The 13,638-nt window shown below is 38.7% G+C and carries 10 protein-coding genes and 2 rRNA genes; 1 reads left to right on the forward strand and 11 read right to left on the reverse strand.

Annotated features, from left to right (window positions below):
- Positions 1 to 101 precede the first annotated feature (101 nt).
- From BQ5338_RS10845 to BQ5338_RS10885, 9 genes are all read right to left on the reverse strand, one after another.
- On the reverse strand, positions 102 to 2,666 hold the full coding sequence (locus BQ5338_RS10845; protein ID WP_071146788.1) for a glycosyltransferase family 1 protein: 2,565 nt from the start codon (positions 2,664 to 2,666) through the stop codon (positions 102 to 104).
- Positions 2,667 to 2,698: 32 nt separating this feature from the next.
- Positions 2,699 to 4,360, reverse strand: coding sequence for a glycosyltransferase (locus tag BQ5338_RS10850; protein ID WP_071146789.1), 1,662 nt, complete (start codon positions 4,358 to 4,360; stop codon positions 2,699 to 2,701).
- A gap of 192 nt (positions 4,361 to 4,552) precedes the next feature.
- Positions 4,553 to 5,017, reverse strand: a complete 465-nt coding sequence (locus BQ5338_RS10855) for a V-type ATP synthase subunit K (RefSeq protein WP_071146790.1) — start codon at positions 5,015 to 5,017, stop codon at positions 4,553 to 4,555.
- 43 nt (positions 5,018 to 5,060) lie between these two features.
- Positions 5,061 to 6,869, reverse strand: coding sequence for a V-type ATP synthase subunit I (locus tag BQ5338_RS10860; RefSeq protein WP_071146791.1), 1,809 nt, complete (start codon positions 6,867 to 6,869; stop codon positions 5,061 to 5,063).
- The gene (locus BQ5338_RS10865) at positions 6,866 to 7,471 is read right to left on the reverse strand and encodes a V-type ATP synthase subunit D (protein ID WP_071146792.1); all 606 of its coding nucleotides are present in this window, start codon (positions 7,469 to 7,471) and stop codon (positions 6,866 to 6,868) included. The genes BQ5338_RS10860 and BQ5338_RS10865 overlap by 4 nt, the downstream gene beginning before the upstream one ends.
- Positions 7,472 to 7,493: 22 nt before the next feature.
- Positions 7,494 to 8,810, reverse strand: coding sequence for a V-type ATP synthase subunit B (locus BQ5338_RS10870; protein WP_071146793.1), 1,317 nt, complete (start codon positions 8,808 to 8,810; stop codon positions 7,494 to 7,496).
- Positions 8,811 to 8,840: 30 nt separating this feature from the next.
- Entirely contained in the window at positions 8,841 to 10,595 is a 1,755-nt protein-coding gene (locus tag BQ5338_RS10875; protein ID WP_071146794.1) for a V-type ATP synthase subunit A, read from the reverse strand.
- Positions 10,596 to 10,613: 18 nt separating this feature from the next.
- Complete coding sequence (locus BQ5338_RS10880; protein WP_071146795.1) at positions 10,614 to 11,453, reverse strand: DUF2764 family protein; 840 nt, start codon at positions 11,451 to 11,453, stop codon at positions 10,614 to 10,616.
- 35 nt (positions 11,454 to 11,488) lie between these two features.
- A complete protein-coding gene (locus BQ5338_RS10885) occupies positions 11,489 to 12,079 on the reverse strand; it encodes a hypothetical protein (RefSeq protein WP_071146796.1) in 591 nt (196 codons plus the stop codon).
- Positions 12,080 to 12,440: 361 nt separating this feature from the next.
- Between BQ5338_RS10885 and BQ5338_RS10890 the strand changes: the two genes are divergently transcribed.
- Entirely contained in the window at positions 12,441 to 12,656 is a 216-nt protein-coding gene (locus tag BQ5338_RS10890; RefSeq protein WP_071146797.1) for a hypothetical protein, read from the forward strand.
- A gap of 132 nt (positions 12,657 to 12,788) precedes the next feature.
- Here BQ5338_RS10890 and rrf read toward each other — a convergent pair.
- Together rrf and BQ5338_RS10900 are read right to left on the reverse strand one after the other, a co-directional pair.
- Positions 12,789 to 12,899, reverse strand: a 5S ribosomal RNA gene (gene rrf, locus BQ5338_RS10895).
- A 72-nt stretch (positions 12,900 to 12,971) separates the two neighbouring features.
- Positions 12,972 to 13,638: ribosomal RNA gene (locus BQ5338_RS10900) — 23S ribosomal RNA — on the reverse strand; the annotation flags it as partial.

Consider the following 13,638-nt stretch of genomic DNA (forward strand, 5'->3'; position numbering starts at 1 on the left):
GGAATGCCAACCAAATAAATAAGAGAAGAGGCTGCTTCAAGTTAGTATTGAAGCAGCCTCTTTATTTGTTATTCATTTCAGTTCCTGAATAGAGCAATGGGTTAGTCAAACCAGCGCACATAACAGAAGTCCTGACGATGTGGCAAATCCTCATTCTTAGGATACATACGGAAAGCAATCTTAAAGCTGCCGGCATTTGATAAGCTGTGTTTTACTTGGAAAGTATATAAATCACCTTCTTTCTTAATCACATCAAATGGTTCAACTGAATAGACATGTTCTTTACCTTCAGCATCAGTATGGATGGTGACAAGCTCAATTCCAATAGCATCATTTAACCCCTTCTCGTCAATTACGTAAGTGATGGTATAGTCCTTACCACTTTCTAACGATTGTTGAAGCAATTCTTCTGTTTTATCGCTTGATACAATTTCTATTGAATCCCACTTCTCTGCAACTTCTTCTTTCCAGGCAGCTAATTCCTTAGCCTTTTCATAACCATTGATATTTAATGTATGGAAACGTTTTGCCAGTTTTGTATAGAACCTGTCATAATAATCGTCAAGCTGACGCTTCATTGTATAATGAGGAGCAATCTGAGCAATAGAATTCTTGATATATTTCACCCATCCTTCAGAATAGCCATCCTCATTCTTATCATAATAGAGTGGCAATATTTCCGTTTCTAAAATGCTATAAACAGTAGCAGCATCCAGTTGATCCTGATGTTCCTGATTTTGATAAGTACGTTTCTCTGTTAACATCCATCCTGCATTCTCACGATATCCTTCAAGCCACCAGCCATCAAGTACAGAAAAATTCAATACTCCGTTCATCAATGCCTTCTCACCGGAAGTACCCGATGCTTCGAGGGGACGAGTTGGCGTATTCAACCAAATATCGACTCCCGTTACCAAGCGACGAGCCAACTGCATATCATAATTCTCTAAGAAGATAATCTTACCTAAGAATTCTGGGCGACGAGAAATCTCTATAATCATTTTAATCAATCCCTGTCCTGCACCATCGTGAGGATGTGCCTTTCCTGTGAAAAGGAATTGTAGCGGACGATCTGGATTATTCATAATCTTAGCCAAACGATCAAGATCTGTAAACAAAAGATGTGCGCGTTTATAAGTAGCAAAACGGCGCCCGAAGCCAATCAATAAAGCGTTCGGATTGATTTTGTCCATCAACGAAACAATGCGCGAAGGATCTCCTTGATTTTTCAACCAAGTTTCACTGAACTGTCTGCGAATATAGTCCACCAGTTTATTCTTCATCGTCATACGAGTATTCCAGATTTCTTCATCCGGAACACTATATATTGCTTCCCAAATCTTTGCATTCGATTGATCGTACAAGAAATTTTCATCAAAGTACTTCGCATAGAGCTGTTTCCATTCACGGGCACTCCATGTTGGGAAGTGCACACCATTGGTTACGTAACCCACATGGCTCTCTTCCGGAAAGTATCCCTTCCAAATAGATGCAAACATTTCCTGAGAGACTTTTCCATGTAACCAACTCACACCATTCACTTCCTGAGAAGCGTTACATGCAAAAACAGACATACAGAATCTTTCCCCTTTATCTCCAGGATTATTACGACCTAGATCCATCAAGTCATCCCATGAAATCCCCATTTTGGCGGGATATGCACTCATGTATTTAGCAAATAGTCCTTCATCAAAATAATCATGCCCAGCTGGAACAGGTGTATGAACAGTATACAGAGAAGAAGCACGAACTAATTCAATAGCCTGATCAAAACTTAATCCTTCGGCTACATAGTCACAAAGACGTTGCACATTAATCAAGGCAGCATGCCCTTCATTACAATGATATACATCCTTCTTAATGCCTAGCGCTTTCAAAGTAAGAATACCTCCAATACCTAAAAGAATTTCTTGTTTCAAACGATTCTCCCAGTCACCTCCATAAAGTTGATGAGTAATGGAGCGATCGAACTCACTGTTCATTTCATTATCTGTATCAAGCAAATATAATGTAATACGACCTACATTCACTTTCCATACGTATGCATGAACAATATAATCAATATAAGGAACATCTACTACAAGAGGTTGATTATTCGCATCAAGAACTCGTTCCAGTGGAAGGGTCCCAAAATTTTGAGCTTCGTAATTGGCTATCTGCTGTCCATCTATGGCAAGAGTTTGAGTGAAATAACCATAACGATAAAGAAAGCCAACCGCACAAAGATCTACATTGCTATCTGATGCTTCCTTTAAGTAGTCACCGGCAAGTACACCCAAGCCACCCGAATATATTTTAAGTACATGATTCAAACCATATTCCATGCTAAAATAAGCGATAGACGGACGTTGTTTATCCGGTTCAACATCCATATAGTCACGAAACTTAGTATATACATCATTCATCCTCTTAAGGATAACTTTATCTTTGGACAAGGCTTCCAACTTTTCAAAATTCATGTGCTCGAGAAATAGAACAGGATTCTGTCCAACTTCTTTCCAAAGGGCGGGATCAAGGCTCCTAAATAACTCTGTAGCCTCATAATTCCATGACCACCAAATATTTTTTGCTATTTCAGACAACTTTTCAAGTTCTGCCGGAACAGATGATTTAACCGTTATCTCTTTCCAGTTCGGAGTGTTCACATTACTAACCTTAATTCTCATAATGTTATAGTTTACTTGTTGATGAATATTTTTTAGCTCATTTGCCGTTTACCGGCCTTGCGTAATGCTATATCGTATGCTTCGTAATAATATTGTATAAAATGTTTCCACAGGGCTTGCTCCGCTACTTCACTCGCCCGTTTGCGAACCTCTCCCACTTCGTCATCCGTCTTAGCCGAGAACATTGATACAATATTTTTAATTCCATCGGCTACTTCGAAATAATTATTATCCGAACGATGAAGCACCTCTACTCCGTCATCAATGCCATTCTGATTCTGCAAAGCATTTACCCAAAGACCAAAACCTGCAAGATCAGTAGTGATAGTAGGCACTTTAAAGGCTACACTCTCTAATGGAGTATATCCCCATGGCTCATAGTACGACGGATAAACGCTCAGATCCTGCCCTAATAGTAGATCGTAGTATTCTTTGTTGAATACTCCATCTTTTCCATTCAGATAGCAAGGTACAAAAATAACCTTTACCCTATCTTCCTCACTATTAGTCATACCCAGATATCTTAGCATATTCAGAATTTTATCATTTTCCGCATCAAACAACCAGTGTGTAATGAAGGGAGTTTCCAACGGCGTTGTAACCTTGTTTCGGCTCTTCAATCGCAAAAGAAGATCTTCACGAGGTGTTCCTACCCAAGCTGGTACATTGATAAATGCCAATACATTCTTCTTTAAATTTTTATCATTTTTCAGACGATGAAGTGACTCAAGAAAAACATCAAGACCTTTATTCTTAAACTCATAACGTCCGCTGGTTCCAATGATCAGAGTATCATCTCCCCAATCAGTTCCAAGCAGATTATTTGCCACATTTAACATGGCAGAACGAGCTCTTTTACGTTTTCCGGCAAAAGTATTTCCTTTAGGAACAAAGTCATCTTCAAACCCATTCATTAAAACAATATCAGCCTCTTTGTTCAACAATTGCTTGCACTCAATATTGGTTATCTGGCTCACAGTAGTAAAGCAATCTACATTATGAGCTGTTTGCTTTTCTATAGAGTGTTTCGATTGCATGTTAAGTTCCTGAGCCATTTGATCTCCATTATAGGCAAACAAATAGTCATAAAGTGGTTTATTATTACCAGCTATGGAACGTCCGATGGAAGTAGCATGAGTTGTAAATATAGTAGCAATCTCAGGTACAACTGTTTGCAAATAAAGAGCTCCCAACCCTGTCATCCATTCGTGCGCCTGATAAATCACCTTATCAACATCCGACAAATTGTATTTATAAAAGCTCTCAACTGCTTTACCAGCAGCGTACGAGAACATGGATGCCTCTTCATAGTCACCATAAGCATGCAAAGAATCTACTTGAAAAGTATTCCACATTTCAGTATATATTTCATCCTTCTGCGCTAAAAAAGGCAGAAAATCTACTAATATAACAATTGGTTCACCTGGAATGTTCCATCTTCCCATGCGTACTCCAATGCCATCTTTCTCTTTTGCATATTGGCGCCACTCGGCACAAAGATTCTTTGATTCTATAAATAATGGATTTTCACTATTTTGCCATATATCAGGACCTATAAATAGTACTTTGTCATGAAAGGTAGTCTGCAAAGTATTGGCTCTGGTAGACAATACAGTATAAATTCCCCCTACTTTATTACATACTTCCCAGCTTGCTTCGAAAATGTAATCAGGAGATAATAGCTCTTTTATCATATAATGTTCTAAATCTCTATTTGTACTTATATCGCAAAAATACGTATTATTAATTGAAAAGTAAGCGTTTAGATATTAAATCTCAGTAAAGAGATTAAAACAAACGTTTGCATGAAATAGCTTGTTTACATAAAAAAACATCCTGCAGAATTATTTCTCAGCAGGATGTTTTTTATATCGTAAGATAGAATATTATGCAACCAAAGCACTTCCCATAAGGAAAGTAGCAGCTAAAGCTACAATCGCATAAAGTTCTGGAAATACAGCCAAAATCAAGGTGTTTCCAAAAACATTATATCCTTGTCCGATAGCAGCAATACCATTGGCGCAAACCTGTCCCTGACGAATAGCCGAGAATAAGGCAACAAGTCCAAGTGCAATACCGGCTCCTAAAACTGCCGCAGCTTGAATAGCTGTTATAGTAGGAGTAAGCACGCCAAAAATAGTCTGAAACATAAAGTATCCGGCAAAGCCATATAACCCCTGCGTTCCCGGAAGAGCAGTTAACACAAGAAAATTACCAAATGCACTTTCGTTCTTCTTTAGAGCACCGATAGCCGCATTACCTGCAATAGTAACACCAAAAGCACTGCCAATACCAGACAAACCAACCATTACTGCGATGCCGATATAGGCAATAAATAAATTCATTTCCATAATTTTATCTTAATTTATTGTTTATATATTCTTTACTATTTTGTCAATTACTGAAAGGTTTATATTCCTTCCCTCCACCTTCGTATCCTGAGTTCTTAAAGAACTCAACAAACGTCAGACGCATGGGATGTACCATAGCACCCAGAACGTTCATAAAAATATTAATAGAATGGCCTATCACAAAAATCAGAACCATTACTATAGGGCCAGCTATCATATTATCAGGGCTCATACCTACAGCCAAGCTATTGAAAACGCTAGCCAAAATGCCTCCCGAAAGTCCGAGAGCAAACAAACGAACGTATGAAAGTACATCACCCAGCAAGCCGGTTACCATATTATAAGAATCCCAAAAACCTAATCCAAAATTGATAAAGATGTTCTTATCAGGACTATTATAAAGGAATATCATTAATCCTGCAAGTCCAAGAATCACAAGATGAACAGTTCCACCCATAGGCAATACACTTGGTAATAAAGCGGAGATAGCCAACGAGAACAACAAGATAATCCAACCAATAGTACCAATAGCATATTTAAAGCCAAATTGTATAGACTGGTTGACGACTTTAAGGATCATTCCAAACATAATTTGAACTGCTCCAAGAATCAATGAAAGCCGAAACATATCATTATTATCCAAAGCAAGAGCCGATTTCATACGTTGTACAAATGGCCAGTCGAGATTATAGAAATTGGCCCCAAAAAACGTTCCGGTCAGCATTCCACAAAAAAACGTAGAGATTGCCAATAACTGTACTAAAGAGAGTATTGGCTTCATCGTATCTCCAATTTTCTTTGTAACCAGTCTATAAATGGTCACTCCCAGCAATAAGAACAATCCATATCCCGAATCACCCAAACAGAGGCCAAAAAAGAGCATAAAGAATGGAGCAAAAAAGGGTGTCAGATCCAGCTCGTTGTATTTCGGAAGCATATAGAGCTTGCAAATCGGTTCAAACCACGCAAAGATCCCCTTATTGTTCAACAGAATAGGCACATTATCTTCTGGAGTAGGATTCGCTATTTCGTAATATACATTCTGAGCTTCAAGATAAGACGCTATTTCAGTCTCTTTCACTGCAGGAGCCCATCCTTGCAGCAACATTAGCTTATCTCCGGCAGCTGGTTTCGTATTGAGCAATACTCTAGAAAACTCTATCTCACTATTAAGATACTTCTGAGTCGCTTGCAATGAAGGAATCTCTTTCGCAGCCAACTCCTTTAATGCGTGCTCATTTTCTTCCAAATCAAGAATAATACCTGCTTGTAAAAACTCAGTATGATCGAAAGAATCGGCCGGAAGCTTTACTTGCTCTACATCGATATCGACCTCTTCTCCAGCCTTTGTAATAGTAATGAAGTAAATCTTAGAAGCCAAACGATTAACCTCGATCACATTATATTTGTCAGTCCATTCTTCTTTATAATTACTTTCAGAACAGACATAGAATCTAATTAAAAGACCGGCATCATGCAAACGTTGAATACTCTCCGGTTTAAAATCGCCCCAAGGTTGAAGAGCAGCAAGCTCCTTTTCATATGCTTGATATTGTTGTTGCAATTTACTCTTCGCGTTTATCAATGATTCTATTTCATTGAGTACTTTTATGCCCCGTTCGGCTGTTGGGCTCTCCTCTACTTCTTTTTCTGCTTTTATGTTTTGAAGTAACTTTAGAGAAGTGGAAATACGAGCAGAAAGGCGAATATTTTCCTGCAGCTCAGCATTGTCTACTATCCCCTTTTGCCTCTCAGCAACATGAACCACACCCAAGTTGCGAAGATTCTTTAAAAAGAGATCATATTCCTTGTGATACACAAGGAATGTGATTTTCTTCATCTTTGTAATCATATCTCGGCCTCCTTCTTTTTTTCTTGCTGAGACTTCAATATTTTCTGAGAAGATTTAGATAAGTTTTCTTCATCTTCCATGAAGCGCTTAATCTTCCGAAGAGCATCCTGATAACCAGGTATTTGCACTTTCTCAAAAAGATTCACTTTCTGAGTTGTTTTCTTTCGCGCATGTTCCAGCAAGTTGAGTTTTGCTAACATAAATTCCCTTTCGATAGCTGTATGAGCAAGTCCTTTCAACAAATGTATCCCATCGGCATACCATTTAGGAGCATTAAACAAGCTATAAGGACGAATTTCAAAGTCTACGTTCTCCAATAATGGAACCCGTACACCAGCAATTTTCTTAATCCCTAGATGAACATCGCTTACTTTGATCAATGAGGCATCAAACTCATTCCAAAGTGCAAACATGGCTTCATAAGCTTGAATTTGTTGTTCGAGCCTTTCCTCTAAAGTTGTAGCTTCAGCCTTACAGCGCTTTACTTCCACACGCAGTGCACTCTCCTTATTCTTGATGATAGGAAGAGTACGAACACGCACTTTCAGTTGCTTCTCTAGTTGCTGAAGAGAGGTTTTGTTATATTGAAACTTTATAGCCATCTTATTAATTTAAGAATGAATTTTATTTCCAGAATTCATCAACAAGTTCTTGTTTGATGTTTACCTCTTCCGGACGGAAATATTTGGCAAGTAAGCTCCAAGCCACATCAAGCATTTCTGTTGTATCAAGATTTACATCAATAGCTAGCAATTGAGTCGAATAATCTCTGGCAAAAGAAAGTGTACGTTCATCATAGTTAGTCAAATCGAAACCATTTTCCAACTTAGTCTTCGCATTGGCTGCATCGGCATACAAGCGAACAGAAGCATTCATTACTTGCGGATGGTCTCTACGAGTTTTTTTACCAATAACTAATTGTTTTAAACGAGATAGCGAACGGAATGGATCTACAATGACTTTACCAATATCACTATCACGACGAAGAAAGAGCTGCCCTTCAGTTATATAGCCTGTATTATCAGGCACAGCATGTGTGATGTCACCACCCGACAGAGTTGTTACGGCAATAATCGTAATGGAACCTCCATCAGGAAATTGTACTGCTTTCTCATATATTTTTGCTAAATCAGAATACAGTGATCCCGGCATAGAATCTTTCGATGGGATCTGATCCATACGATTTGATACGATAGCAAGTGCATCAGCATATGAAGTCATATCCGTAAGTAACACCAATACTTTCTCATTATTCTTTACCGCAAAATATTCGGCCGAGGTAAGTGCAATATCCGGTATCAACAGACGCTCCACTGGTGGATTTTCAGTTGTATTCACAAAACTAACAATACGATCGAGTGCGCCTGCATTAGAAAATACGTTCTTAAAGTAAAGGTAGTCATCATTCGTCATACCCATGCCACCAAGAATAATTTTATCCGTTTCTGCCCGCAGAGCCACATTAGCCATTACTTGGTTGAATGGTTGATCAGGGTCTGCAAAAAATGGAATTTTCTGCCCCGAAACCAACGTATTATTAAGGTCAATACCTGCTATCCCCGTTGCAATAAGTTCAGAGGGTTGCTTTCGACGAACCGGGTTCACAGACGGACCACCAATTTCAACCTCTTCTCCCTCAATAGCAGGGCCACCGTCAATAGGATCTCCAAAGGCATTGAAAAAACGTCCGGCAAGCTGTTCGCTAACCTTTATCGTGGGCGCTTTACCCAAGAACACTACTTCAGCATTGGTAGGAATGCCCTGTGTTCCTTCAAAGACTTGTAAAGTCACCTCATCTCCAGTCATTTTTACCACCTGTGCCAACTTACCATTTACAGTTGCCAGCTCATCATAACCTACTCCAGTTGCTTTAAGAGAACAAGTAGCTTTAGTTATCTGAGTAATCTTGGTATATATCTTTTGAAATGCTTTTGTTGCCATGTTATTTATTTACATTTTATCCTTTACAAATTATGCTTTCCTCTCTTCTGTCAACTCAGTTAACTGTTTAATGAATCCGTCATACTCTGTCGATTTGAATTTCGAATAATTCATCTGCTTACAAATATTGATCATTTTCTTAAAGTAATCCATTACTTCATTGAAGTTATCAAATTCAAACTCTGTACGACAAAGACCAATCACAAGATTTAAAATAGCCTCCTGACGTTCCATAGGAGTTACTGAATCAATTTCATCAAAAGCATCTTGCTGCAAAATCACAAAATCAATCAGTTCGGACTTCCAGAAGATTACATGATATTCCGCTGGAACGCCATCATCACCCAAAATATTAATTTGTTCAGCAATCTCTTTCCCTCGTTGAAGCCGAGTTTTAATCTCATTAACTTTTTCTAGCCACTCATCGTTGATGTGTTTGGAAATATATTCTTCAAATTCGGGATATTCAATATATTTAGAATAAGAATCAATTGGATTTACCGCCGGATAGCGTTTTTTATCGGCACGATCTTGTTCCAAAGCATAGAAACAGCGAGCTACTTTCTTGGTATTCTCTGTTACCGGCTCTTTCAAGTTACCACCGGCCGGAGATACCGTACCAATGAAAGTTATAGAACCCGTTTCACCATTATCTAAATGTACATATCCTGCACGACCATAGAAGTTTGAAATGATAGAAGAAATATCCATTGGAAATGCATCTGGCCCAGGTAACTCTTCCATACGGTTTGACATCTCACGTAAAGCTTGAGCCCAACGAGAGGTGGAATCAGCCATTAGCAAAACCTTAAGACCCATTGCACGATAATATTCAGCAATTGTCATAGCTGTATAAACAGAAGCCTCACGAGCTGCCACCGGCATGTTCGAGGTGTTGGCAATAATGATAGTACGCTCCATCAATTGACGGCCTGTATGCGGGTCGATCAATTCGGGGAATTCAGTGAATATTTCCACTACTTCATTCGCACGTTCACCACATGCGGCAATAATCACAATATCCGCTTCAGCTTGTTTGGATATAGCATGTTGAAGTACCGTTTTACCTGTACCAAAAGGACCGGGAATAAATCCCGTACCACCCTCAACGATCGGATTCAGCGTATCAATAACACGTACTCCTGTTTCGAGTAGCTTATAAGGACGAGGTTTTTCTTTATAACTCATCATCGCTTGCTTTACAGGCCATTTCTGAATCATATTTACCTCTATATCGTTACCATCTGAATCAGTTAGAACAATGAGCACATCATAGATTCCGTACTCTCCTTCTTCTACGATAGATTTCACTGTACAGATACCTTTCTGAGTAAACGGAGCCATAATTTTCAATGGCTGAAAGTTTTCATCTACCTGACCCAACCAAGCAGAAGCAATAACTTTATCGCCTACTTTTGCTAAAGGAATAAAATGCCATTTACTCTCTTTATCAAGTGGAAAAGTATATTCTCCTCGTTTAAGGAATACTCCGCTCATCTTATCAAGATCATTCTGCAAACCATCATAGTTCTTTGATAACATGCCTGGTCCCAAAGTTACTTCCAGCATGTGCCCGGTAAATTCGGCTTCAGCCCCAATTTTTAAACCACGGGTACTTTCAAACACCTGCACATATACATTCGCTCCTACAACCTTAATTACCTCTGCCATTAACCTATCGCCTCCGGTAGAGATATAACAAATCTCATTTTGAGCTACGGGGCCATCAACCAGAAGAGTTACCATGTTGGCTATTACGCCACTAACAGTTCCTTTTGTTGCCATATATTTTTTTAAATTTATTTATCTAAATTCTGCGGGAATTTGCACGTCATTCTTTAAAGAATCTATCATGTTTCTGAATAATTGACTACCTTTTTCCTTATCCAAAGATATCCATCGCTCAACTATTTCCAATCGTAACAGAAAGACAAAAATGCGTTCAATGGTGAAATAATTAAAGAAAACGGCATCTTCCATCCAAGCCCATTTTAGTGCATCTATTTTCCTCTCTCTATCCACTAAATCAGTTAGTTCACTTATCTTCATTAAAGTATCAAAATAATCAACTTCACCTGTCAGTCCAAAATCTCGAGCACCCGATGTGCGCAAAGCTTCGCACACATCCGTCTGTCCCACAATACTCTGTGTTACATCCTCTTTGTACTTACGTGCCGTTAGTGCCACAAGAATATTATTGATAGAAAGATTAAATTCAAACCAAGAAGCAATAAATTTGTTTTTGCAATTCATTGCATATTCATAATATAAGGCCGAAAGATAATCTTCGTAGAAGAATTGCTCATCATTGATCTCACTAAAATAATAGAGAATAAAGGAAGAGAGATAAGATGGAAAAGTTTTTGAATCAACCTCTCCTCCATCTTTAAGAGTAGAAATACAGTCGATCAAATGCTGAGCAGAAAAAGTTCCCCTTGCATCAATAACTGCGTCTTTATCCTTTAATAGCCTTAATACGTTTTCATTATCAAATTTCAGATAAAACAGATCAATCATTTTTTTGTCAACAGTAGACAGGTCAGGATATAATTCGATTCTGAAATCAGCTACTGTGTAGCTTAGTTTGCTATCCTCCAAAGTAAGTTCGGGCAAGCCAGCAATTAAACAATAGTATTTACTCATAATGATTCATTGTGTGCATATAAGGAAGAAGGGAACTAAAATAACATTTCAACTAACTGAGGACGTAGAAACTCCTTAAAGTAATTAACAAACTCTTCTTCCCCAAAATTCACTTTATAAGAACCATTAGCTGGTGAAATAGAAAACCAAGTTTTAATACCGTTTACTTGTTCTATTTTAACTCCATTATCAAGAAGTGATTTTGCATTAGTTGCAAAATAAATATTTAGCGAATCAGCATCCGCTGTAGAAATAACAATTGGTTCATTTGCACTCCATTTTGAAGCAAGAGCAACAATAAATGCATGGAGTAAATCTTTATTTTTAGCAAATTCTTTTATCGGAGTAGATACAATCTTATCAGTTATGAGTGAAGCTATTTCAGATTTTAATGCGTTAACAGCCTGGTCAGCAAATAATTTCAGTTCCGACTTTGTATTTTCCATCAACTCTGCTGCTGATTTACGAGAAGAAGCAACAATAGCATCAGCCTCCTTACGAGCCTGTTCAAGTATATTTTTTGCTTCTTCCTGCGCATTTATGACAAGACGTTGAGCTTCTTCGTTGCCCTTTTCCACACCTTCACGATAAATTTTATCAGTCAGCTCTTGAATTCTGTTTTCCATAATTTACAGGACTATTTTTGAAGTTTATATTTATATTAAATGCACTCTATTAACTCTGCTTAAGATTATTGCCAAAAATAGACAATTCAGCCCAATAATCCACAGAAAGAAGAAAAAAACTCGATGTTTGCCTCTTCTTTTTCTCAATACATGACAGAAAAGAGTTGAATTGAGTGTCACACACTGTTTTATAAACAAAGCGTATTCATTACTAAGTTTTATGGATGAACTCGACCTTATTATTGAGAATGAACTAAAAGATGAATGAGTATGTTCTAATAATGTTCATTGGTACATAATAAGGAAAATGAACAAATCAATGTATCTTATTAATTATACTAAGATATTAAGAAACATAATTATGAAAAAAGTAATTTTAGGCTTAGCCATTGGTTCTGCTGTAGGCTATTTGGTTCGAAAAATGCAAGAAGAAGGTAAACTTGATTGCATACGCGACCGTGCAGATAAATTTGTAAGCAAATCCAAGAGAGATCTAAAGAACGTAACAGACATTACTAAAAATGAAGCCGGCTATTTGAAAGAACGGCTAGAAAATGTGATAACAAAAGGCAAATAACTTTTTGCTCATTCTCATTACTATTTATAAAAAGGCAACCTGTAGACTTCAGGTTGCCTTTTTTGTTTCAGTTGGACAGTTGCTAAACACAAAAGCCCCCGTAGATATTTCTATCCACGGGGGCTTTCTTCAAAACGGCGACTACCTACTCTCCCACTGTTACGCAGTACCATCGGCGTGATCAGGCTTAACTTCTCTGTTCGGAATGGGAAGAGGTGGAACCCTGATGCTATAGTCACCTAAATAAGGTTGACATGATGCTAACAAAAAGCAGTTATAGTAATAACTAAACGGATATATAAACCATACTTCGACAAAAGAAAGTGTACGGGCAATTAGTACCGCTCGGCTGTGGTATCTCTACCTGTACACCTGCGGCCTATCAACGTCATCGTCTTTAACGACCCTAAGAAATCTAATCTTGTGGCTGGCTTCGTACTTAGATGCTTTCAGCACTTATCCAATCCCGACTTAGCTACCCAGCGATGCACCTGGCGGCACAACTGGTAAACCAGAGGTCAGTCCAACACGGTCCTCTCGTACTAGTGTCAGAGCCACGCAAATTTCATACGCCCACGATAGATAGAGACCGAACTGTCTCACGACGTTCTGAACCCAGCTCGCGTGCCACTTTAATGGGCGAACAGCCCAACCCTTGGGACCTTCTCCAGCCCCAGGATGTGACGAGCCGACATCGAGGTGCCAAACCCCTCCGTCGATATGAGCTCTTGGGAGGGATCAGCCTGTTATCCCCGGAGTACCTTTTATCCTTTGAGCGATGTCCTTTCCATACAGAAACACCGGATCACTATGCTCTAGTTTCCTACCTGATCGACTTGTCGGTCTCCCAGTCAAGCACCCTTATGCCATTACACTCTGCGGACGGTTACCAATCGTCCTGAGGGTACCTTTAGAAGCCTCCGTTACACTTTTGGAGGCGACCACCCCAGTCAAACTACCCACCAAACAATGTCCCCGCATA

It is taken from the genome of Bacteroides ihuae (assembly GCF_900104585.1).
GTDB classification, from domain to species: Bacteria; Bacteroidota; Bacteroidia; order Bacteroidales; family Bacteroidaceae; genus Bacteroides; species Bacteroides ihuae.

What these genes read in the sequence shown, in the direction of transcription:
- BQ5338_RS10845 (WP_071146788.1), bottom strand. Translation starts at nt 2,666, where the DNA reads ATGAGAATTAAGGTTAGTAATGTGAACACTCCGAACTGGAAAGAGATA.
- BQ5338_RS10850 (WP_071146789.1), bottom strand. Translation starts at nt 4,360, where the DNA reads ATGATAAAAGAGCTATTATCTCCTGATTACATTTTCGAAGCAAGCTGG.
- BQ5338_RS10855 (WP_071146790.1), bottom strand. Translation starts at nt 5,017, where the DNA reads ATGGAAATGAATTTATTTATTGCCTATATCGGCATCGCAGTAATGGTT.
- BQ5338_RS10860 (WP_071146791.1), bottom strand. Translation starts at nt 6,869, where the DNA reads ATGATTACAAAGATGAAGAAAATCACATTCCTTGTGTATCACAAGGAA.
- BQ5338_RS10865 (WP_071146792.1), bottom strand. Translation starts at nt 7,471, where the DNA reads ATGGCTATAAAGTTTCAATATAACAAAACCTCTCTTCAGCAACTAGAG.
- BQ5338_RS10870 (WP_071146793.1), bottom strand. Translation starts at nt 8,810, where the DNA reads ATGGCAACAAAAGCATTTCAAAAGATATATACCAAGATTACTCAGATA.
- BQ5338_RS10875 (WP_071146794.1), bottom strand. Translation starts at nt 10,595, where the DNA reads ATGGCAACAAAAGGAACTGTTAGTGGCGTAATAGCCAACATGGTAACT.
- BQ5338_RS10880 (WP_071146795.1), bottom strand. Translation starts at nt 11,453, where the DNA reads ATGAGTAAATACTATTGTTTAATTGCTGGCTTGCCCGAACTTACTTTG.
- BQ5338_RS10885 (WP_071146796.1), bottom strand. Translation starts at nt 12,079, where the DNA reads ATGGAAAACAGAATTCAAGAGCTGACTGATAAAATTTATCGTGAAGGT.
- BQ5338_RS10890 (WP_071146797.1), top strand. Translation starts at nt 12,441, where the DNA reads ATGAAAAAAGTAATTTTAGGCTTAGCCATTGGTTCTGCTGTAGGCTAT.